19 protein-coding genes are annotated in these 22,441 nt (G+C 70.1%); 12 read left to right on the forward strand and 7 right to left on the reverse strand.

Annotated elements, in window-relative coordinates:
• Positions 1–7 precede the first annotated feature (7 nt).
• From B0B15_RS04590 to B0B15_RS04635, 10 genes are all read left to right on the forward strand, one after another.
• Positions 8–973: an AAA family ATPase gene (locus tag B0B15_RS04590; RefSeq protein ID WP_076673637.1), complete on the forward strand. Its 966-nt coding sequence runs from the start codon at positions 8–10 to the stop codon at positions 971–973.
• 39 nt (positions 974–1,012) lie between these two features.
• Positions 1,013–2,389 (forward strand): DUF58 domain-containing protein, encoded by a 1,377-nt coding sequence (locus B0B15_RS04595; RefSeq protein ID WP_091366313.1) that lies wholly within the window; start codon positions 1,013–1,015, stop codon positions 2,387–2,389.
• Complete coding sequence (locus B0B15_RS04600) at positions 2,386–4,896, forward strand: transglutaminase domain-containing protein (protein ID WP_083708860.1); 2,511 nt, start codon at positions 2,386–2,388, stop codon at positions 4,894–4,896. Before B0B15_RS04595 ends, B0B15_RS04600 begins: the two co-directional genes overlap by 4 nt.
• Positions 4,893–6,575 carry a DUF5684 domain-containing protein gene (locus B0B15_RS04605; RefSeq protein WP_076673641.1) on the forward strand — a complete coding sequence of 561 codons (1,683 nt, stop codon included), beginning with the start codon at positions 4,893–4,895 and terminating at the stop codon, positions 6,573–6,575. Before B0B15_RS04600 ends, B0B15_RS04605 begins: the two co-directional genes overlap by 4 nt.
• A complete protein-coding gene (locus B0B15_RS04610) occupies positions 6,572–7,381 on the forward strand; it encodes a hypothetical protein (protein ID WP_076673643.1) in 810 nt (269 codons plus the stop codon). Before B0B15_RS04605 ends, B0B15_RS04610 begins: the two co-directional genes overlap by 4 nt.
• 353 nt (positions 7,382–7,734) lie before the next feature.
• On the forward strand, positions 7,735–8,103 hold the full coding sequence (gene rpsL, locus B0B15_RS04615; RefSeq protein WP_013584051.1) for a 30S ribosomal protein S12: 369 nt from the start codon (positions 7,735–7,737) through the stop codon (positions 8,101–8,103).
• Between the two features lie 5 nt (positions 8,104–8,108).
• Positions 8,109–8,579: a 30S ribosomal protein S7 gene (gene rpsG / locus B0B15_RS04620; protein WP_013584050.1), complete on the forward strand. Its 471-nt coding sequence runs from the start codon at positions 8,109–8,111 to the stop codon at positions 8,577–8,579.
• Between the two features lie 87 nt (positions 8,580–8,666).
• Positions 8,667–10,781, forward strand: coding sequence for an elongation factor G (gene fusA / locus B0B15_RS04625; RefSeq protein ID WP_076673646.1), 2,115 nt, complete (start codon positions 8,667–8,669; stop codon positions 10,779–10,781).
• Between the two features lie 161 nt (positions 10,782–10,942).
• The gene (tuf, locus tag B0B15_RS04630) at positions 10,943–12,136 is read left to right on the forward strand and encodes an elongation factor Tu (protein WP_076673648.1); all 1,194 of its coding nucleotides are present in this window, start codon (positions 10,943–10,945) and stop codon (positions 12,134–12,136) included.
• Between the two features lie 267 nt (positions 12,137–12,403).
• Complete coding sequence (locus B0B15_RS04635) at positions 12,404–13,297, forward strand: hypothetical protein (RefSeq protein ID WP_076673650.1); 894 nt, start codon at positions 12,404–12,406, stop codon at positions 13,295–13,297.
• 16 nt (positions 13,298–13,313) lie between these two features.
• Here B0B15_RS04635 and B0B15_RS04640 read toward each other — a convergent pair whose 3' ends face one another.
• From B0B15_RS04640 to B0B15_RS04660, 5 genes are read right to left on the reverse strand one after another with little or no spacing between them, the layout of a single operon-like run.
• The gene (locus B0B15_RS04640; RefSeq protein ID WP_076673653.1) at positions 13,314–14,543 is read right to left on the reverse strand and encodes an MATE family efflux transporter; all 1,230 of its coding nucleotides are present in this window, start codon (positions 14,541–14,543) and stop codon (positions 13,314–13,316) included.
• Positions 14,524–15,903, reverse strand: coding sequence for an O-antigen ligase family protein (locus tag B0B15_RS04645; protein ID WP_076675168.1), 1,380 nt, complete (start codon positions 15,901–15,903; stop codon positions 14,524–14,526). Before B0B15_RS04645 ends, B0B15_RS04640 begins: the two co-directional genes overlap by 20 nt.
• Complete coding sequence (locus B0B15_RS04650; protein ID WP_179078792.1) at positions 15,900–16,994, reverse strand: glycosyltransferase family 4 protein; 1,095 nt, start codon at positions 16,992–16,994, stop codon at positions 15,900–15,902. The genes B0B15_RS04645 and B0B15_RS04650 overlap by 4 nt, the downstream gene beginning before the upstream one ends.
• Positions 16,991–17,692, reverse strand: a complete 702-nt coding sequence (locus B0B15_RS16875; RefSeq protein WP_083708861.1) for an acyltransferase — start codon at positions 17,690–17,692, stop codon at positions 16,991–16,993. Before B0B15_RS16875 ends, B0B15_RS04650 begins: the two co-directional genes overlap by 4 nt.
• Before the next feature lie 4 nt (positions 17,693–17,696).
• Positions 17,697–18,851 carry a glycosyltransferase gene (locus tag B0B15_RS04660; protein ID WP_076673655.1) on the reverse strand — a complete coding sequence of 385 codons (1,155 nt, stop codon included), beginning with the start codon at positions 18,849–18,851 and terminating at the stop codon, positions 17,697–17,699.
• 165 nt (positions 18,852–19,016) lie between these two features.
• On the opposite strand from B0B15_RS04660, the gene B0B15_RS04665 reads away from it, so the two are divergent.
• Positions 19,017–20,780 carry a DUF4012 domain-containing protein gene (locus B0B15_RS04665; RefSeq protein WP_083708862.1) on the forward strand — a complete coding sequence of 588 codons (1,764 nt, stop codon included), beginning with the start codon at positions 19,017–19,019 and terminating at the stop codon, positions 20,778–20,780.
• Positions 20,781–20,831: 51 nt separating this feature from the next.
• On the opposite strand, the gene B0B15_RS04670 is transcribed toward B0B15_RS04665, so the two are convergent.
• The gene (locus tag B0B15_RS04670; RefSeq protein ID WP_076673659.1) at positions 20,832–21,116 is read right to left on the reverse strand and encodes a hypothetical protein; all 285 of its coding nucleotides are present in this window, start codon (positions 21,114–21,116) and stop codon (positions 20,832–20,834) included.
• Positions 21,113–21,595: a GtrA family protein gene (locus tag B0B15_RS04675; RefSeq protein WP_076673661.1), complete on the reverse strand. Its 483-nt coding sequence runs from the start codon at positions 21,593–21,595 to the stop codon at positions 21,113–21,115. Before B0B15_RS04675 ends, B0B15_RS04670 begins: the two co-directional genes overlap by 4 nt.
• 62 nt (positions 21,596–21,657) lie before the next feature.
• Between B0B15_RS04675 and B0B15_RS04680 the strand changes: the two genes are divergently transcribed.
• The gene (locus B0B15_RS04680) at positions 21,658–22,440 is read left to right on the forward strand and encodes a glycosyltransferase family 2 protein (protein ID WP_176776565.1); all 783 of its coding nucleotides are present in this window, start codon (positions 21,658–21,660) and stop codon (positions 22,438–22,440) included.
• The last annotated feature ends 1 nt before the right edge of the window (position 22,441 follow it).

Genomic DNA, 22,441 nt, shown 5'->3' on the forward strand with positions numbered 1-22,441 from the left:
CACCGACATGACGATCACCCAGGAGCAGGCCACCTGGTTCTCCCAGACCTTCTCGCAGATCGCCGACAACGTCGAGCGCGCCGTGCTCGGCAAGCGCCACGTCGTCGAGCTGGTGCTGACCGCCATGCTGAGCGACGGGCACGTGCTGCTCGAGGACGTCCCCGGAACGGGCAAGACCTCGCTCGCCCGAGCTGTCGCGCAGTCGGTCCAGGGCACGAACACCCGCATCCAGTTCACGCCCGACCTCCTTCCCGGCGACATCACGGGCATCACCGTGTACGACCAGAAGAGCGGCGCCTTCGAGTTCCACAGCGGGCCCATCTTCGCCAACATCGTGCTCGCCGACGAGATCAACCGCGCGAGCCCCAAGACCCAGTCCGCCCTGCTCGAGGTCATGGAAGAGGGCAAGGTCACCATCGACGGCGTCTCGCGCGAGGTGGGGGTGCCCTTCCTCGTCCTCGCCACGCAGAACCCGGTCGAGCAGGCCGGCACCTACCGGCTGCCCGAAGCGCAGCTCGACCGCTTCCTCTTGCGCACCTCACTCGGGTACCCCGATCACGCGGCGACGGTGCGCATCCTCGACGGCGCGTCCGTGGCGACCGGCGACCTGCGTCCGATCATCACGCCCCAGGCCCTGGTCGGAATGGCCGACCTCGCGGCATCCGTCTACGTCGACGCTCTCGTGCTCGACTACATCGCGCGTCTCGTGGATGCCACCCGCACGGCCGACGAGGTCCGCCTCGGCGTGAGCATCCGCGGCGCGCTCGCCCTCACCCGCGCCACGCGGGCGCGGGCCGCGTCGCAGGGCCGCACCTACGCGACGCCCGACGACGTCAAGGCGCTCGCCGTTCCCGTGCTGTCGCACCGGCTCATCCTGCATCCCGAGGCCGAGTTCGACGGGGTCACGCAGGAGGCCGTCGTCGGCCAGGTGCTGCTCGACACGCTTCCGCCCACGCAGCGCGAGAGCGCGTGACGCCCGTGCTCCGTGTCCGCAGCGGTCGGGGGGTGAGCCGTGCCTGATCCGCACCTCACCGAGTCGCGGCTCACGCGCGCCTCGGCGGCGACCATGGCTACGGGCTCGCGCACCTCCATCACCTCCACTGCGACCCGCCGCCAGCGCCGGATCGTGCGCGCTGTGGTGCAGATGGCGGAGTGGTGGCGCGTCGTCACCGAGGCGGTCGCGGCGGCCGTGTCGTGGGCCGGTCGCACCGTCCGTCCCGCCGGCGCGGTCGTCGCGATCACCGCGACACTCGGCCTCGGGATCGGCATCCTCTTCGGCTGGGTCGAGTGGATGGTGGCGGGGTCGATCGCCCTGCTGCTGCTGCTCATGAGCATCCCCTTCCTTTTCGGCGCGCGCGCCTACGAGGTCGACCTGGCCCTCGAGCACGAGCGGGTCACCGCCGGACACGGCGTGACCGGCGAGATCGTCGTGCGCAACGACAGTGCGCGACCCGCACTGCCGGGCCGCCTCGACATCCCCGTCGGTCGCGGTCTCGTGGAGTTCGGCGTGCCGTTCCTCCGGCCCGGGCAGAGCAGCACCGAGCCGCTCGAGATCCCCCCGCTCCCGCGCGGTGTCGTGAGGGTCGGTCCGGTCACCACGGTGCGCAGCGACCCGGTGGGTCTACTGCGCCGCGAGCACGCGTTCGACGACGTGCACGACCTCTTCGTCCACCCACGCACGGTCGCTCTGCCGTCCACGAGCGCCGGGCTCGTCCGCGACCTCGAGGGCAACGCGACCCGGCGTCTCGTCGACGCCGACATGTCGTTCCACGCGATCCGCGAGTACGCCCCCGGCGACTCGCAGCGACAGGTGCACTGGAAGTCCACGGCCAAGACCGGGCGGCTGATGGTCCGCCAGTACGAGGAGTCCCGCCGCTCGCGCATGGCGGTCGTCCTCGGCGCCGCCACGCAGGAGTACACGGATGCCGACGAGTACGAGCTCGCGGTGTCGGCCGCCGCCTCGCTGGGCCTGCGCGCCGTGCGCGACGCACGCGACATCGACATCGTCACGGGGTCGGAGATCCCCCGGGTGGTGAAGGGCCGGCTGCGCGCGATCCGCCACATCCCGGTGATCTCGTCGCGCGCGATGCTCGACGGATTCAGTGCCATCGATCGCCACGAGAACACCATGCCGGTCGAAGACGTCTGCCGGCTGGCATCCGAGGCGAACGAGCGTCTCTCGATCGCCTTCGTCGTCGTCGGCTCCGTCGTGCCGCTCTCGCGCCTGCGGCAGGCGGCCCTCGCGTTCCCCGCCGACACCGCGGTCGCCGCCGTCGTCTGCGACGAGCGTGCGCACCCCCGCATGCAGAACGTGGCGGGGCTCACCGTGCTCACAATTGGCACGCTCGACGACCTCTCCGGTCTGCTCGTGCGGGGAGCCACCTCGTGAGTGGCCCCCGCGAGCGCGCGTCGCGGCGCCGTCGAGAGGCGTCGTCGGCGCCGCGCTGGATCGCCGCCGTCGTCTACACCGCCGTGTCCGTGGCGCTCGCCGCGGTGGCGGCGTGGCCGATCTACGCGGCTGCGTCGTTCATCGTGCTCGTCGTCGCGGCATCCGTCACGGGAGCGGGTTTGGTGGCGCTCGTCGCGTGGCGCCGGGGGAGCGGGTGGGCGCTGGCGGCCGGACTCGTCGCCGCGTTCACGCTGCTGGCCGTTCCGCTCGCGGTGCCGTCGCGCCTGACCTCGCCGCTGGATGTGCTCCGAGGGCTCGGGGAGTCGTACGGCGGCGTGGTCGTCGCCTGGAAAGACCTGGTCACCGTCGACCTTCCGGTCGGCGCCTACCGCAACCTTCTGATCCCCGCGCTCGTGGTGTTCCTCGTCGGCACCGCTCTCGCCCTCTCGCTCGCCGCCCGGAGCGACCGCCAGGCGACCGCGGCCGTCGTCGCGGGCCTCGGGATGACCGGCTTCGGCCTCTTCTTCGGGCGCACGTCCACGAGCGCCCCGCTCCCCGTCGGCCCCCTCGTCCTGTCCGCGCCCGTGGAGACGCTCGTGGGTATCTCCGCGCTGCTCTCGGCAGTGCTGTGGCTGGCGTGGCGTGCGCACGACGAGCGCGCCCGCGCCCTCCGGCGTGCGAGCGACGTCTCCGCGGTGCAGGTCGGACCGGGACGCTCCCGCACCGATCGCCGCCGCGGCGCGCTCGGCGTGGCGATGATCGCGACCGCCGTTCTCGCCACGGTCGCGGTCGTGCCGTGGGTCGCCCGCGGCGCGGACCGCGAGGTCCTCCGCTCCGCCGCCGGTCCCGACAGGCAGATCGCCGAGGCCGTGAGTCCGCTCGCGCAGTACCGCGCCATGTTCTCCGACGCGCGCGCCGACGAGGTGCTGTTCCGGGTGAGCGGCGAGGGGACCCTGCCCGAGCGCATCCGCCTCGCCACCCTCGACGCGTACGACGGCGAGATCTTCCGCGCCTCGGGCGACGAGGGGTCGGGCTTCGTCCGGCTCCCGTCCACGCGCGACGCGGGGGAGGGCCGGAGCATCTCCGCCGACATCGAGATCGCCGATCTCGAGGGCATCTGGATGCCGACCGCCGGCCGTCTCGCCTCGGCGCGCTTCGAGGGCGACCGACGCGGCGCCATGGCCGACCGTTTCTACTACAGCGCCGACGCTGAAGCCGGGGTGCAGACGGCTGACGGGGGCCTGCGTGCGGGAGACCGCTACGAGCTCGCGGGCGTCGAGCCCGCCCCCGTCGATCTCGCCTCGCTGACGCCCCCGGGTGCGCCGCAGGGCGTCTCGGGCGGCGACAACCTGCAGAGGTGGGTCGAGGAGCACGCCACCGGCTCCGACGGCGTGGCCCTGCAGGCCCTCGTGCAGCTGCTGCGCGAGCGCGGATACCTCAGCCACAGCCTCGCCCCCGCGGGTGCCGCCGTTCCGGCGTGGGCGGCGGATCTCCCCGGTTACCAGCTGCAGCCGAGCGCCTCGGGGCATTCCCTGGCGCGCATCGACCGCATGTTCGAGCGGCTGCTCGACCGCGAGGACGATCCCCGTGCGGCGTCGACGGGCAACTACGTCGCCGCCGTCGGCGACGACGAGCAGTTCGCCGTCGCCACCGCCCTCATAGCGCGCGAGCTGGGCTTCCCTGCCCGGGTGGTCGTCGGAACGCGTCTGGTGGCCGCCGACCCGACCCTGTCGGCGTGCGACGCGGGGGAGTGCCGACCGCGCGACCTGACGGCCTGGACCGAGGTCCAGGGCACCGACGGCCGGTGGGCGACGATCGACGTCACGCCCCAGTGGGAGCAGTCGCCCAGCCTCGAGGTCACGCAGCAGCGCGATCCCGAGAACGTCACCGAGGTGCGTCCCGACACGGTAGAAGAGGTCGTCCCGCCCGAGCCCGTGCAGGAGGACGACTCGCAGAACGACGGCACGCGCTCCGACGACGGGCTCGACCTCGCCTGGCTCTGGCCCGTGCTGCGCATCGCCGGCATCGGCCTGCTCGTGGTCCTGGTGCTCTTCGGGCCCTTCCTCGCCGTCGTCATCGCGAAGGCCGTCCGTCGACGCGGTCGTCGACGCGACCCCGACGCCCGCAGCGCCATCGCCGGCGGGTGGGACGAGTACGTCGACGCCGGACTCGACGCGGGCCGTTCCGTGCCGCGTGCCCCGACCCGCCGCGAGGTGGCCGAGGCGTTCGCGACACCCTCCGGCATCCGCCTGGCCGCCGACGCCGACCGCGCCGTGTTCGCCGCCGATGACGTCACCGCCGACGAGGTCGCCGCGTTCTGGCGCATCGTCGACGATGAGCGGCGCGTCCTCACCCGTCAGCGCGGCTTCTGGCGCCGGGTGCGCGCGGCCGTATCGTTGAGATCGTTCCTGCGGTTCCTCGCGCCTCGGCCTCCTCGGCGGGGGTCGCCGCATCGCGACGAGAGGGGGAAGCGTCCCGCCACGACGGCCCGACGCGATACGACATGACCGATTCGACGACGCTGGTGTTGGGAGCGAGTTCGCTCGCTCTGGTCGTGGTGCTCTACGTCTGGTTCGCCCTCGCCTTGGCCGCGATTTTCCGCAAGATCGGCGAGCCGGTCTGGAAGGCGTGGGTGCCCGTCGTCAACGTCGCCACCGTGCTGAAACTCGGCGGGTTCTCCCCGTGGCTCGTGCTGATCAACCTCGTGCCCCTCTTCGGCTTCATCGCCTTCGCCGTCGTCTTCATCGTGTCGGTCCACCGCATCAACGTCGGGTTCGGCGCCGGCGGCGGGCTCACGGTGGTGGGCGCCCTCATCCCGGTCGTCTGGGCCAGCATCCTCGGCTTCGGGTCCGCCCGCTGGAAGGGCGAGACCTCCCGCGGTGTCGACGAGGATTCCGCGCCCGTCCGCCGCGGACGCGACTTCGACGGACCGTACGTGCCGCTCATCGGCGGGTGGACGCCCGAGCCCGAGCCCGACGCCCAGCCCGCGGCCGACGACCGCCCCGCCGCCGCGGCGCCGCCGGCGTCCGAGCCGGTCGTGCAGCCGTTCGCCGCCCCGACGGGGTCTTTGGCCGACGCCGTCCCGTCGCGGAGCGGGTGGGCGCCTCCGGCGGACCTTCGGCCTGCTCGCCCCGACGACCGCCGCTCGAGTGCCCGGCCCGCACCCGCGGAGACGCCCGCCCCCGCGGCCTCCGCATCGGTCTTCGACGTGCTCGACGCCCTCCGTGACGGCAGCCCCGCCCCGGTCGATGTCGCCCCCTCGTCGCCGGCCTCACGGGACGCGCCCCCCACCCCCGTCGTTCAGACTCCGGATGCCGAGGACTCGCCGTCCGGCTGGGTCCCCCGTCCCGCGGAGGAGCCGTCGGACCCCGCACCGCACGCGGATGCCCTCGCCACGCGGGCGCTGCTGCTGCCCGGGACGCCGAGCCGCGGCGGCCCCTCGCGGGCCGGCGCGGCGGACGGGGATGCGGCGTCCGCCCCCGGGCACGTCGACGATCACGCGCCTATGCCGCAGGATCGACCGGTCGACGGTCCCCTCGGCGAAGCGCCGTCCCCCTGGGCCGGCCCCTCCCGCCGCGGCACGGACGCGCCGGATGACGCGCGAGAGAATAGCGCCGAGGCGCCTCTCACGCGCCCTGCCGCCGGGCCTGTTCCAGCCCCGCGCGTCTCCCGCGCCTCCGCCGACGAATTCCCCGAGCTGTCCGAAGCGGTCTCGGCGGTTCCCGACGCCCCCGACGCGGGCGCTCCGCGCTCCGCGCGCACGTCGGTGTCGGCGCTCTACACGCGGCCCGAGGTGCCGTCCGACGACGACTTCGACGCGCTCGATCGCACGGTCGTGACACGGCGCAAGCGCATCCCGTGGGCGCTGATCGCCCCCAACGGCGAGACCGTCGATCTGACCTCGTCGGTCGTGATCCTCGGTCGTCGTCCCGGCGCGGATGCCGCGCACCCCGACGCGCAGCTCGTCGGCATCGTCGACGAGACGCGGACGGTGTCGAAGACGCACGCGCGCCTCGAGCTGCGCGGTGACACCTGGTACGTCACCGACCTGGGCTCGACCAACGGCGTCCTGTTCGCCACGCTCATGGGCACGGAGGTGGAGGCTCCCCCCGGCGAGGAGATCGAGGCGGGCGAGAGGTTCTTCCTCGGCGACGCGGAGGTGCGCCTGACGCGGAGGAACGCGTGAGCGGCCCGGACGACCGGCCCGACGACCCCGACGAGGTCACACTGTGGGCCGGACGACTGCGCGCGTGGCCGGCCAATCCTCCCGCCGACGCGGACGAAGCCGACGTCGACGACTCCGCCGTCCGGTCGGGGGACGACGAGCCGGATGACGCGACGGCGATCGCCCACCCCGCAACGCCCGTCGATGAGCCCGATGACGCGACGGTGATCGCCCGCCGCGCCGCACCTGCGGACGAGCCGGATGACGCGACCGTGGTCGCCCACCGCGCGGTCCCCGCCGCCGAGCTCGACGACGACACCGTCCGCCGCGCACCCGCGGACGAGCCGACCCGACGCCGCGGCGAGGTCGCCACGCCTCCCATCGACGACGACACCGAACCCGGATCGCGCACGCGGCGCCCTTCGGCTCTCGTCGAGCCCGACGACAGCACGCGTCCCCGCACCGCCCCCGGTGACACCGACGACACCCGTGCCGGCTCCCGTCGTGCGCGCCGAGCCGCGTCGGGCGAAGCCTCGTCCGGCGGCGAAGAACCGGCGACCGTTGCTCTCGGACCGGCCGTTCCGGGTGCGCTGCGCGAGGCACGCGTCCCCAGCGCCCTTCAGCGCGAGAGCTACGACCCGCGGGTCGACGCGCCCATCCGCGTGGAGCGTTCGGTACGCCCCACACTGTCCGCGCCGCGGCGCGACGCGGCGCTCGTGCGACCGCGGGCGACGCGGGGCAGCGCCTGGCGGGCCCTCCTCATCGGAGCCGCGGTGGTCCTGCTGCTCGCGGCTGCCGCCGGGGCGGCGGTGCTGTTGCCGGGCTGAGCGGGCGGCATCCTGATCGCTCTGCGCGGACGGACCCGTGCACGTTTGCCCGACCTCTTCGGAACGCGTATCATTGACCGGGTGTGCGTTCACGCGCGCCGTGCGTCGTGCCTTCGGGCGTGTCGTCGGATCAACGCTCGCACCATCTCAGGGATCGGCCTGCGAACAGGTCGCCCCCACGGCATATCCACCACACATCGCGTCCGATCATTCTGACGCGCGGTGGATCACACGTGAGCCCGACACGTCACGAATCGCAAGATGAGCGGCATGGCGGGGGAGACACGACCGCTGTCACCGTGCAGCACCCCGGGCGGACCGAGAGGAACCGCCCGGCCAATCAAGGAGAGAACGTGCCAACCATTCAGCAGTTGGTTCGCAAGGGCCGCTCGCCGAAGGTCTCGAAGACCAAGGCTCCCGCGCTGAAGTCGAACCCCCAGCAGGCCGGCGTGTGCACCCGCGTGTACACGACGACCCCCAAGAAGCCGAACTCGGCCATGCGCAAGGTCGCCCGCGTCAAGCTGCGCAACGGCACCGAGGTCACCGCGTACATCCCCGGTGAGGGCCACAACCTCCAGGAGCACTCGCTGGTGCTCGTCCGTGGTGGTCGTGTGAAGGACCTCCCCGGTGTCCGCTACAAGATCGTCCGCGGTGCGCTCGACACCCAGGCTGTCAAGAACCGTAAGCAGGCTCGTAGCCGCTACGGCGCGAAGAAGGGCTGAGAACCATGCCTCGTAAGGGTCCCGCCCCGAAGCGTCCCGTCGTCAACGACCCGGTGTACGGCGCTCCCGTCGTCACCCAGCTGGTCAACAAGATCCTCGTCGACGGCAAGAAGTCCATCGCCGAGTCGATCGTCTACGACGCCCTCAAGGGTGTCGAGGCGAAGAACAGCCAGGACGCCGTCGCCACGCTGAAGAAGGCGCTCGACAACGTCCGTCCCACCCTCGAGGTCAAGAGCCGCCGCGTCGGTGGCTCGACCTACCAGGTTCCCGTCGAGGTCAAGCCGCACCGCGCCAACACGCTCGCGCTGCGCTGGCTCGTGAGCTACGCCAAGGGTCGTCGTGAGAAGACGATGACCGAGCGTCTGCAGAACGAGATCCTCGACGCCTCGAACGGCCTCGGTGCCGCGGTCAAGCGCCGCGAAGACACCCACAAGATGGCCGAGTCGAACCGCGCCTTCGCGCACTACCGCTGGTAAAACCCGCGGAGGGTCCGTGATCGAACCCCGGTCACGGACCCTCCGATGGGCCCGGCATCAACCTCCCAACAGGTAAGGAAGACACCCGTGGCACAAGACGTGCTCACCGACCTCCACAAGGTCCGCAACATCGGCATCATGGCGCACATCGATGCCGGCAAGACGACGACGACCGAGCGCATCCTGTTCTACACGGGCGTCAACCACAAGATCGGCGAGACGCACGACGGTGCGGCGACCACCGACTGGATGGAGCAGGAGCAGGAGCGTGGCATCACGATCACCTCCGCTGCTGTGACCTGCTTCTGGGAAAAGAACCAGATCAACATCATCGACACCCCCGGTCACGTCGACTTCACCGTCGAGGTGGAGCGCTCGCTCCGCGTGCTCGACGGTGCCGTCGCCGTCTTCGACGGCAAGGAGGGCGTCGAGCCCCAGTCCGAGACCGTGTGGCGTCAGGCTGACAAGTACGACGTCCCCCGCATCTGCTTCGTCAACAAGATGGACAAGCTGGGCGCCGACTTCTACTTCACGGTCGACACCATCGTCAACCGCCTGAAGGCCAAGCCCCTCGTGCTCCAGATCCCGATCGGCGCCGAGAACGACTTCGTCGGCGTCGTCGACCTCGTCTACATGCGCGCTCTGGTCTGGCCCGGCGACGCCAAGGGTGATGTCACCATGGGCGCCAAGTACGAGATCCAGGAGATCCCGGCCGACCTCGTCGAGAAGGCGCAGGAGTACCGCGAGAAGCTCCTCGAGACCGTCGCCGAGTCCGACGACGCGCTGCTCGAGAAGTACTTCGGTGGCGAAGAGCTCACCCACGAGGAGATCAAGGGCGCCATCCGCAAGATGACGATCGCCAGCGAGGTCTACCCCGTGCTGTGCGGTTCGGCGTTCAAGAACCGCGGCGTGCAGCCCATGCTCGACGCCGTGGTCGACTACCTCCCCTCGCCCCTGGACGTGCCCGCCATCGAGGCGCACGACCCCAAGGACGAAGAGGTCGTCATCGAGCGCCACGCCGACCGTGAGGAGCCCTTCGCGGCCCTCGCGTTCAAGATCGTGACGCACCCGTTCTTCGGTCGCCTCACCTACATCCGCGTGTACTCGGGTCACCTCGACTCCGGTGCCCAGGTCGTCAACGCGACCAAGGGCAAGAAGGAGCGCATCGGGAAGATCTTCCAGATGCACGCCAACAAGGAGATGCCGGTCGACTCGGTCACCGCCGGTCACATCTACGCCGTCATCGGTCTGAAGGACACCACCACCGGTGACACCCTCTGCGACCCGCAGAACCAGGTCGTCCTCGAGTCGATGACCTTCCCCGAGCCGGTCATCGAGGTCGCCATCGAGCCGAAGACCAAGGCCGACCAGGAGAAGCTGGGTGTCGCCATCCAGAAGCTCGCCGAAGAAGACCCGACGTTCCGCGTCGAGCAGAACGCCGAGACCGGCCAGACCGTCATCAAGGGCATGGGCGAGCTCCACCTCGACATCCTGGTCGACCGCATGAAGCGCGAGTTCAAGGTCGAGGCCAACGTCGGAAAGCCCCAGGTGGCGTACCGCGAGACCATCCGCAAGGCGGTCGAGCGTCACGACTACACCCACAAGAAGCAGACCGGTGGTTCGGGTCAGTTCGCGAAGATCCAGTTCGCGATCGAGCCCCTCGAGGTCACGGCCGACAAGACCTACGAGTTCGAGAACAAGGTCACCGGTGGTCGTATCCCGCGCGAGTACATCTCGCCGACCGACCAGGGCTTCCAGGACGCCATGAACGTCGGCGTGCTCGCCGGCTACCCCATGGTGGGTGTCAAGGCGATCCTCCTCGACGGTGCCTCGCACGACGTCGACTCGTCGGAGATGGCGTTCAAGATCGCCGGTTCGATGGGCTTCAAGGAGGCCGTCCGCAAGGCGAACCCCACCATCCTCGAGCCGATCATGGCCGTCGAGGTGCGTACTCCCGAGGAGTACATGGGCGACGTCATCGGCGACCTGAACTCGCGTCGTGGCCAGATCCAGTCGATGGAAGACGCCGCCGGCGTCAAGGTCGTCCGGGCCAACGTGCCGCTGTCCGAGATGTTCGGCTACATCGGCGACCTGCGCTCGAAGACCTCGGGCCGTGCCGTCTACTCGATGGAGTTCGACAGCTACGCCGACGTCCCGAAGGCCGTGGCCGACGAGATCGTCCAGAAGAACAAGGGCGAGTAACACCGCTCTCACGGATGCCGGGAACCCCGGGTTCTGCTCAGGTTCCCGGCATCCGCACAAACTGAATACCGACTCTCTAGTAATCTGAGAACCATCCCCGCGAAGAATCGGTCGCAATCCAGCGCCCGAGACCTCGCAACCAACGTCCTGAGGAGGACCCAGTGGCTAAGGCCAAGTTCGAGCGGACCAAGCCGCACGTGAACATCGGAACGATCGGTCACGTCGACCACGGCAAGACCACGCTCACCGCTGCCATCTCGAAGGTGCTCGCCGACAAGTTCCCGTCGGCCACCAACGTTCAGCGTGACTTCGCGTCGATCGACTCCGCGCCCGAAGAGCGTCAGCGCGGTATCACGATCAACATCTCGCACGTCGAGTACGAGACCCCCAAGCGTCACTACGCTCACGTCGACGCCCCCGGTCACGCCGACTACATCAAGAACATGATCACCGGTGCCGCTCAGATGGACGGCGCGATCCTCGTGGTCGCCGCCACCGACGGCCCGATGGCTCAGACCCGCGAGCACGTCCTGCTCGCCAAGCAGGTCGGCGTGCCCTACCTGCTCGTCGCGCTGAACAAGAGCGACATGGTCGACGACGAGGAGATCCTGGAGCTCGTCGAGCTCGAGGTCCGCGAGCTTCTCTCGTCGCAGGACTTCGACGGCGACAACGCCCCCGTCGTGCGCGTCTCGGGCCTCAAGGCTCTCGAGGGTGACGAGCAGTGGGTCAACTCGATCGTCGAGCTCATGGAGGCCGTCGACTCCTCCATCCCCGACCCGGTGCGTGACAAGGACAAGCCGTTCCTCATGCCCATCGAGGACGTCTTCACCATCACCGGTCGTGGAACGGTCGTCACGGGTCGCGCCGAGCGCGGTACCCTCGCGATCAACTCCGAGGTCGAGATCGTCGGCATCCGCCCGACGCAGAAGACCACGGTCACGGGTATCGAGATGTTCCACAAGCAGCTCGACGAGGCCTGGGCCGGCGAGAACTGTGGTCTGCTCCTCCGCGGCACCAAGCGTGACGACGTCGAGCGCGGCCAGGTCGTCGTGAAGCCCGGTTCGGTCACCCCGCACACCAACTTCGAGGGCACGGCGTACATCCTGTCCAAGGAAGAGGGCGGCCGCCACAACCCGTTCTTCACGAACTACCGCCCGCAGTTCTACTTCCGCACCACCGACGTGACCGGCGTCATCACGCTGCCCGAGGGCACCGAGATGGTCATGCCCGGTGACACCACGGAGATGTCGGTCGAGCTCATCCAGCCGATCGCCATGGAAGAGGGCCTCGGCTACGCGATCCGTGAGGGTGGCCGCACCGTCGGTGCCGGTACCGTCACCAAGATCCTCAAGTAAGTCCTTCCAGACTTCACTCGGCACAGGCCGGGCCTTCGGGCCCGGCCTTTGTCGTTTCCGGATGCCGGCGCACGGCGCCGCCGTTCCGTCGATGTCGGTCTGCCCGGCGATCCGCGTCCATGCCGGGGCGTCGGGCCCGGCCCGTGTTGTTCGCGGATGCCGGCCCGCGGCGTCGCCGTTCCGTCGAGGTCGCGCCGCCCAACGGTCCGCGTCCGCGCCGGTGCCGGGCGGAAGGGGCCGGGAGGGTGAAGCCCGTAAGCTGATCGGGTGAGTGACGCCCCCGCCGAGCCCAATCGCCGCTCTCGCCGCGAGGCGCGAGCGACCTCCGAGAGCTCCACCGCCCCCGACGTGTTCGCCGAGTTCGACGACCGCAGCGGCGATGCCGCGACCCGGCCGTTCGACGCGTCGGACCGCCGTGCCGGCGGTGTCGAGGCCGCGGCCGACCGACCGCGCACGCCTGCCCCGGCTCGGTCCGGACCCGCCGTGCCGCGTGAGCGTACCGCTTCCGGCTTCGTCGGCACGTGGAAGCCCCTCGCGGCAGCCGTCGGTGCTCTCGCCGTGGCGGTCACCGTCGGTCTGCTGGCATCCGTCGCTTTCGACGGTGCGACCGGACGCAGCGTGGGCAGCGTGCTCGCCGCGCTTCTCCTGGGCGCGACGGGGATGTCGCTGATGGCGCGCACGCGACTCGTCGGTTTCTTCTCGCTGCGCGGGCTCGACGTGCTCTGGGCGCTCGTCGCCGGGGCGGTCCTGCCGTTCGTCACCGGTGTGTTCGCGAGCAACCTCGGCTTCCCGGCCCTCGCCGCCCTGTCTCCGCGCTGGCTGCTGCTGGGCGTCGTCGCGCCCTTCGTCGTCGTGCTGGGGCTGACGTTCTTCGCCATCGCCTTCGTCTACCCGGCAGCGGAGTCGTTCGCAGCCACCTTCCTGTCCCCGGTGTGGTCGCGGGTGGTGGCCGGCGCCGTTTCGGCGGTCGCCTTCGCGATCGTCCCGCTGGTGTTCTCCGTGACGGTGTCCGGCATGCCCCGCGCGCTGCTCATCGGTCTGGGGATCGCGGCATCCGTCTTCGTGGCGCTATCTCGGCGCGTGTGGGGTCCCGTGCTGATGGGCATGGTGTTCACGGGCGTGTGGGTGGCCATGTCGGTCGCGGGTTACGTCCTCGCCTGACGACGTCTGAGGGGCGTCAGCGGCCGCGCAGCACCGGCGCCGCGGCGACGGACAGCGCAGCGAGAGCGGCGAGCTGGACGACGGCGACCCCCGCGGCGGCCCCGACCACTCCCGCAGCCCCCGCTCCGACGAGCACCGCCGGCACGATCAACACCGCTCCCACGCACACCGACGCGAGGTACGCGCCGTCGCGTCCGCTCGGGAGCACGACGCACATTCCGAGTGCCGTCGCGAGGGTCATCGCGGCGAGAGCGACGCCGCCGAACAGTGCGGTGAGGGCGCCGAGCTCGAATCCGGGGCCGAGCGCGATCGGGGTCGCCCAGGGGACGATGAGCGCGAAAGCGGCCCCGAGCCCCAGAGCGAGCACCGCGTGGATGCCGACGGCGCGGCGCATGCGGCGCAGCCCTGCCTCTCCGTCCGCCGACGCCACCCAGCCCTGGAACGACCCGGTGATCATGTAGACGCCGATGTACCCGTACTTGAGCACCCGGTCGAAGGGTGCGAAGCCGATGGCGGCGGGCGAGGTGGCGACGCCGAGGGCCGACAGGGGCGCTGTCTCGGAGAAGGTCAGGAGTCCCGCGGAGAGGGCGGTACGCCATCCGCGGCGGTATGCGGTCCCGGCATCCATCAGGGCGGCGCGGGCGGAGAAGTGCTCGCGCAGCCCGATGAGCCACGTCGCGGTGAGGAAGGCGACGAGCGTGCCGACGAGCAGCACGACGGGGTAGACGAGAGGGATGCCGGTGAGCAGCGCCGCGATAGCCCCGGCGAGGTTCAGCACGATACGGGGGAGCGCGTCGAAGACGAGCGACAGCAGGGGGCGGCCCACTCCGACGGCGTACCAGCTGAGCGACAGTCCCTGCAGCGAGAACGCGAGGGCCGAGACGATCGCGAGCGCGTGATCATCCGTGTGGCTCGCGAGGGCGGCGACGATGGCGACGAGGGGGAGGATGACGACGCTGTTCGCGCCACGGACGACGATGCTGGCGCGGAACACGCGGGAGGGGTGAGAGGACCTTGCCGCCTCAACGGGACCGCGAACGGCCCACCCGAAGGTGATGAGCGTGGCGGCGAGAGTGCCGAGCGCCTGCCCGATGGCGATCTCCGCGAAGCCTGCGGGACCCGCGGCGCGAGTGATGAGCGGCAGCGCGATGAGCGGGGAGATGGCCGAGAGGGCCGACACCCCGGTCAGCAGGGCGACGCTGCGGGCGCGATGCGGTCGGGGCGCTTCAGGCGAGGTCGAGGTCACGCTCGTCCTCGGTGAGGGGTCTCAGCAGCACGGCGAGGAGGATCCACGTGATGGCGAACCAGAACATGCTCGTGAGGGTGGCCGACAGCAGATACGAGGCGAGCAGGCCCGCCGCGACCGGCTTGCGCGGTCGGGGCACGCACACGAAGACCGCGACGAACAGGGCGATCAGCAGGCCGAGGCCCACGATGCCGCCGTCGTAGAGCACCTGCACGGGGAGCATGATGATGTGCCCGCTGACGCCGGGGGTGCCGGGCTGCTCGTGACGGAGTCCGAAGGTGTTGGTCCCGTTGCCGAACCACAGGTTGACGCCCTTCATCTCCTGCGCGGCGAGACCGGCGACCTCGAGGCGGAAGCCGATCGTGCCGCCCTGGAAGTCGACGTCACCGATCTTGTTCTGCTGCTCGGGGTTGGTGGGATCGGGTTCGCGGGTCGGGGATGGTGACGGCGTGGTCCCCGTCGGCGGCGCGGAGACGGATGCCGAGGGGCTCGCTGTCGCGGGCAGCGTGCGGTCCGCGGGCTCGGTGCCCCCGAGCGCAGCGACGATGCCGTAGGTGATCACGAGCGTCCCGATGAGCACGAGTGCAGGGGCGATGCGCCGCACGCGTTCCCGCCAGCTCGAGCGCAGCGAGAACACGGTGAACAGCCCGAAAACGGCCAGACCGAGCACGAGACTGAAGACGGCCGTGCGTGTCTGGGATGCCACGAGACCGATGGGGACCGAGACGGCGATCGCCGCGATCTCCCAGCGCCCGATTCCGCGGCGCGTGATCGCGAGCAGGGTCCAGAAGATGAGGATCGAGGCGTAGATGTTCGCCTCGATCGCCGTGACACGGGCGACGTAGACCTCGTAGAGATAGTCGAAGTCGGTGCCGAACGCGATCTGGCCGCGAGTCAGGTTGGCGACGACGTACGCGGCGAACCCGACGAGCGCCCAGGGCGCCACCGACAACCGCCCGATCCGGCCGGCGAGCTCGGCTCCGTCGGCGAGGGTCATCATCGACACCAGCAGCAGCAGATCGATCACGAGCCAGACGAGGATCGACGCGCTCCAGGTCAGACTGGGGGAGAAGACGAGCGTCGTCACGACGTTCCACGCCACGAAGGTCAAATAGACGAGCGGCACGGGATGCCGCAGCGCGCGCACGAACGCCGGTCGAAGCGCGGGGTGGATCAGCATCCACCCGGCGAGCACGAGCGGCACGACCTGCTCGACGCGGACGCGGAATCCGACGATCTCCGCGTCGTACCGCCCCAGGAATGAACTCACCACGACCGCGGCGATGAGGACGAGTGTGATCAGGCGCGTCCGGCCCGTCAGCGACGGGCGCGCGAAAGCGTCGACGGGAGAGAACCTCACCGTGACACCTCGCTCCACAACTCCTCCTGGATGCGCGTGTCGAAGGTTTCACGCGAGAACAGCTGCTCGAAGCGACCGCGGGCGGCCCCCGCGGCCGCGCGGACGGCGTCCTCGTCGAGCTGTTCGAGGGCGCGGGTCCAGGCGGCCTCGTCACCCGGGGTGACGAGCAGGGGGCTGTCTCCCGCGATCTCCCGCAGCCCGCCTCCGTCGCTGGCGAGCAGCGCTCGCCCGGCGCCGAGGGCCTCGATTGCGATCGTGGGGAGGGGATCGGGGAGGATGCTCGGCACGACCACGACGTGCGCAGCGTCGAGGTGGGCCCGCACGTCGGACGTCGGCCCGACGATGGTGATGGTGCTCGGCCGAGGTGAGGCGGCGGCCAGGGCGGGCACGTCGATCGCCTCCCCGCTCGGGGGCTTGTCACCCAAGACGGTCAGATGCAGGTCGTCGCGCCGCATCTCGTTCCAGGCGGCGAGCAGCACGCCATGGCCCTTCCAGGCGTTCCAGCGGCTCGCGACGACCAGACGGATGCCGTCGGCGAAGCCGGGCAGGTCGCGAGGCGCCGCCGCGGAGAAGCCGTTGTTCACCACACGGGTCCGTGCCCGCAACGGTGCGGGGAGCACATCGGCGACGGCCCGGCTCACCGCGATGATGCGGTGGGCGAAGCGGAGGAAGGGTACGACGGCGCGCGAGCGCTCGTCGATGTGTTCATGCAGATGCAGCACCACGCGCGCGCGCGAAGCCCGCGCGGCAGGCGCGGCGAGGGCGGCAGCGGCGGTGTTGAGGTAGACGAGGTGGGGTCGCGCCGCCAGCAGGCGGAGGCTCGTGGTCACCGTCCTCCATCCCAGGCCCGGCAGCCGCGCGGGGCGGAGGTAGGCCCTGCGCATGATGGGAAGGGCGAGATGACGCACTCGAATGCCGGCATCCTGAAGCGCTCGCGACAGCTCGCGCTCGGGGTAGTCCACGTCGGTAGGGAGCCAGACCTCGACGTCGAGGTCGGCGGGGGCCGTCCGCAGCACCTCGAGGAGCACACGGTCGGCTCCGTACATCTCGTCGGAGGGGTGGATGACGATGCAGCGGCGACGCACGCTCACTCGACGCCCCGCGACTTCAGCTCTCTCGCGGGGATGCCGCCGTAGACGGCCCCCGCCGGCACATCCCGCGTCACGACCGCGCCGGCGGCCACCACGGCGCCATCGCCGATCGTCACGCCGGAAGTGATGGTCACGCCGCTGGCGATCCAGCATCCCGATCCGATGGCGATCGGCGACCACTCGACGCCCTGGGACTTCACGTCGAGCGAGGGATCGCTCATCACGTGGTCTTCTGCGAAGACGCGCACGCCGGGGCCGAGCATGGTCTTCTCGCCGATGGTCACCCCGCCGGAACATCCGATGTAGCACCCGGGTGAGAGGCTGCTGCCGTCGCCCATTACGAGCCCGACGCCGATGGCGCGCGAGTAGTAGCTGCTGGGGCGAATGAGCGTCCCCGTCCCGATGGACACGCCGTTCCCGAATCGGATGCCATCGCGGCTGAGGCCCTGGATCTCGGCGAAGTCCTCAACGACGAGATCGCGACCGGCGTGCACGAGGTGCGGGTTGCGGACGCGGACTCCCCGTCCGATCAGGGGGAGACCGTGCGAGGTCCCGAGGCGGGGGGCGAGGAGCGCACCGCGCACGGCCATGGGACCGACTTTCCCCGCCAGCTGTGCGCTGACGATGCGCCACCGCTCACTACCGGCCTCGCGCAGGCGTTCGCGCTGCTCGTGGATGATCTTGCCGGCGATGCCCATGGCGTCAGCGTTCCCGTTCCTGCGCTTCGTTCATGCGGTCGCCCGCGGAGGACAGATGCGAGCGCAGCAGTCGCTCGTAGGCGGCGTTGACGCTCTCCCACGAGTAGGCCGCGCGGGCGCGCTGCACGGCCGCCGCACTGAGCTGCTGCTGTCGCTGGGGGTCGTCGAGCAGACGACGGAGCGCGCTCTCAATGTCCGTGGGAGCCGGCCCGGTGAAGTCACCGGCGTCGGTTCCCAGCACCTCGCGGCTGTGGACGGTGTCGCGCGCCAGGATAGGAGCTCCCGCGGCCATCGCCTGCACGAGAGCGGGGTTGGTTCCACCCACGCTGTGTCCGTGGAAGTAGGCGCCCGCGTGCTGCCACAGGCTGTTGAGGCGGTTGTCGTCGTGCACGTGGCCGAACCAGTGGAGGCGCGGGAGCCGCGCGGCGAGGGCTGCCGCCCGATCGTCGAGCTCCCCGCCGTAGCCGGCGGAGCCCACGACGATGACGTCGTGCGTCTCGGCGAGACGTTCAGCGGCGTCGAAGAAGGGGCCGACGGTGTTCTCCGGGACGAAGCGCGCCACGAGCAAGGCGTAACCGCGGTGTGTGAAGCCGGGCTCGACGGGCAGGGGAGCCGGTACATCGGCGCCGTAGGGGATGAATTCCCCTCCGACACCGAAACGCGTCTGCCACGCGTCACCGATGGTGCGCGCGTCGACGACCCGTTCGGTCGACCACTTCGCCGTGACGTGCGCGCCCGCTTTGAAGACGGCCTTGCCCAGTGCGCTCCACTTCTCCCGCTCCCATTCGAGACCGTCGACATTGACGATCGTCGGGATTCCGCGCGCGCGCAGCATCGGCAGCCAGAAGCCGTTCGCGACATTCATAATGAGGGCGACGTCCGGCCGGCGACGGACGGCGTCGAAGGTCGAGGTGAAGCCGTACGACAGAGTGCTCAAGGCACGGGAATCGACGCCCTTTGTCTGCCGCGAGAGGACGCGCTGATCGCGCTCCGGATCGTCGAGTTCGATCGCCCCGGGCCGCCCGTAGACCGTCACGTCCCACCCGTGGTCGACGAGATACGGCGAGAGCCGCCGAACCGCGGTTTCAAATCCGCCGTAATAGCTCGGATATCCCCGAGTGCCGATGATGGCGACGGATGGCGTGCGGTCGGATCCCACGCGGCTCCTCGTCTGTCGGCGGGCAGGAATCGAATGAAGCCCCCAGGGTGAGCGCTTTGCGCATCAACCGTCTTTCCATCCGACTCCGCTAGCATACCGATTTGCGCGGCGAGCCCTTGTCGCGAACGACGCCGGACACCCGACTCGCGGCGGGAACGGAATGTCATGTCGCGAATCTCCCTCAGCCGGATGAGCCCGACGCGAATCGCGTGGATCGCGCTCGGTGTCGTGGCCGCTGTTCTCGTCGTCCTCGCCGCGGCGGTCGGAATCGGCGCCTTCATCGCGCAGAAGGAATTGCGCGCGGCTGTACCGGTCGTCTCACAATTGCAAGACGAATTCGGCGGCGAAGACCCCGCGGCCGTCCAGGCGTCCGTGCAAAAGCTCCAGGGGCACGCCGCCGCGGCGCGCGGTGCGGCCGACACCCCCCTGTGGTGGGTGGCGGAGCAGGCTCCCTTCGTCGGTCCCACCCTCCACGCGGTCCGGGAGTCCACCGTCGCGATCGACGAGCTGGCGCAGGGCGTCCTCCCCGCGCTGTCCGACGTCGACCCGAGCCTGTTGCGCCCGACCGGGGGAGTGTTCGACGTCGCGGCCCTGTCCTCGCTCGCCGGACCGGTGTCGACGGCAGCGGATGCCGGGGAGCGGGCTGCAGATGCCCTCTCGGAAGTCGACCTCGCCGACACGCCGGGAATGCTGCGTGGGCCGCTCTCACAGCTCACGGGCGCCGTTGATGCGTTGCAGCCAGCGTTGTCGCGCGCGAATGCCGTGATGCCGCACCTGTCGACGATGATGGGCGCTGACGGTCCGAAGAACTATCTCCTCCTCGTGCAGAACAATGCCGAGGCCCGCGGAACCGGCGGCATCCCGGCATCCGTGGTCATGCTCCGTTTCGACGGCGGCAAGCTCGAGATCGCCGCACAGGCGACGAGCCGCGATTTCACGAACAAACGCGAGTCGCCCATCATCCCGCTCGACCCCGGAGTCGTGAAGCTTTACGACGACAAGGTCGGCCGCTATTCGCAGGACATCACGTCGACGCCCGATTTCACCCTGTCGGCGGAATTGGCGAAGGCGTATTGGACGGAATCCTTCGACACGCAGGTCGACGGGGTTATCTCCATCGACCCCGTGGTGTTGTCGTACATCCTGCGAGCGACCGGTCCGATCACGCTGGCCACCGGCGACAAGCTGACCTCGAACGACGCGGTGAAGATCCTGCTGAGCGATGTGTACGCCAGGTACCCGAATAACGACGACCAGGACGCTTTCTTCGCCTCCGCGGCGGTGGAGGTGTTCGACGCCGTCTCCTCGGGCGACTTCAAACCCGTCCCGTTCGCGACGGCCATCGTGCAGGCGGTCGACGAGAATCGCGTCTACTTCCATTCCTTCGACGAGGGCATCAAGTCCGCCTTCGACGGGTCGCGCCTGTCGGGACCGCTGCCCGAGAGCGACGGACCCGATCAAACGACGCTCGGTGTGTTCGTCAACGACCTCACCGAGGGCAAGCTGAGCTTCTACACGTGGATGTCGGCCGACGTCGTTGCCGACCGTTGCTCCGCGGTGCCCACGTACACGACGACGGTGACCTTCGTGAATGCGCTCGATCAGGCGACATCAGACGGCCTCGTGAAGTACGTCGACGGCGCGCGGCACTACCCCAAGGGCACCATCGGGACCGATATCCAGTTCTACGGCCCCAGCGGTTCGCGCTTCGTCAAGGCGACGATCGACGGAACCGACGTCGAGATCACCAATGGTGAACACCTCGGCCGCCCCGTGGGTCGCATGTGGGTCGTCAATGGGCTGCAGCAGGCGCACACGCTGACGATGACCTTCGAGGGCGCGCCCGAAGACGGCGGCGAGGTGTCGCTCGTGCACACCCCCATGGTCAACCCGGTGCGCACCAGTGTGACCGAGACGGCATGCGGCTGATCGGCTACAGCGGCTTGTCAGGAGCCTGGCGACGCCGGTCCGCGGGGTGACTCAGAGCACCGCGAAGAGGTAGGCGTATGCCGCGAGAAGGCCGAGGTTGATCAGTCCCGCAATCAGGGCGAGCACGCCCACCGAGCCGCGTCGCAGGATCACCGCGACGACGGCGAGGGCCAGGCCGAGCACCGCACCCGCGGCGCTCAAGGCGAGGGTGCCCATGAGCGACAGTGTCTCGACAAAGGCCGCCCACAGGCGCGCGACGACCGCGAGCTGCACCCCGATGGAGGCGAGCGCGGCGAGCAGAGACAAGGTGCCGAGCACGCGGGGGGCGGTTTTCACGGGGCGAGCCTACCCGAGGGGCTTTCGGCGGCTGGAATCGCCCGCGTGGGTGGGAACACGACGAAGTGATAGAGCACGAACCGGATGACGGTCACCCCGCCGATCGCGAACAGGTTGACGACATTGAGACCCACGGGGTCAGCCGCTCCGAACACGGTCTCGAGCGCGCGTGCTCCGAGCCAGACGGCAGCCGCACCGAGACCCGTGCAGGCGGCGTTGACGAGGAGAAACTTCACCATCTGCCGCCCGGCACCCGTTCGTGCGCGCGAGCGGAAAGCCCATTCGCGGTTGCCGATGTAAGCGTTGACGAGGGCGATGAGCGACGCGACGATCTTTGCCGCGACGGGACCCATCCCCGTCAGAAGCAGCAGATTGAAGGCGGCGATCTCGATCGCGGTGCTGATCGCGCCCACGATGAGGAAGCGGGCAGACAGAGCGCCCGCACGACGAAGATTCCGGCTGCGCCCCACGAGTGTCATACGCTACATGTTCGGGGGAATTGCCGGGTGAATCCGTCCCGGCTGAGAGCGGGGATGCCAGGGTGCAGGCGCAAGACCATGTTGCGGTCGTGATACCGGCCTTCAACGAGGCCGAGGCCCTGCCGTCCTTCCTCGCGGAGATCCACGCCTCGTTCGAGAGCATCGGTGTCTCCGTTTCCGTGATCGTGGTCGACGATGCGTCCACGGATGCCACCAGCGACGCGGCCGCTCCCCTCGCCGACGTCATCCGCTCCCCGCGCAATCAGGGTCACGGCCCCACGGCGCTCGCCGCGTACGAACAGGGCCTCCGCAGCGGAGCCGGGATCATCGTGCACGTCGACGGCGACGGGCAGTTCTACGGAGACGACATCGCCCGCGTGGCGTCGGCTCTCGACCACGCCGAGGCCGATGTCGTGCACGGCGTGCGACGCGGGCGCACCGATCCCTGGTTCCGGCGCGCCTTGAGTGGGCTGGTGCGGTTCGCGGTGTTCCTGTTGTGCGGGAGGTCCGTCCCCGACGTCAATACGCCTCTCCGCGCCTACGGGCAGGCGGCTTTGCGCCGCCTCGTCGACGGTGTCCCGGCGGACGCCCTCGTCCCTCACGTGCATTTCTCCATCTCCGAAGCACGCGAACGGCTGCGGGTGCGGTACGTCTCCGTCGCCAGCATCCCCCGTCGCGGCGCGGTCGCTCAGGGCACGATGTGGGGTGGCGGGCGTGCGCGTGCCGTACTGCCTCCCCGTCGTCTCGTGCGATTCGCCGCCCGAGCGCTCGGTGAACTGTGGCGGGTCGACATCCTCGGCTCCGTTCGGCGCGGGGTTCCGCACGACGCGACCGTGCGCGGCTGAT

The organism is Microbacterium sp. RU1D (genome assembly GCF_900156435.1).
Lineage (GTDB): Bacteria > Actinomycetota > Actinomycetes > Actinomycetales > Microbacteriaceae > Microbacterium.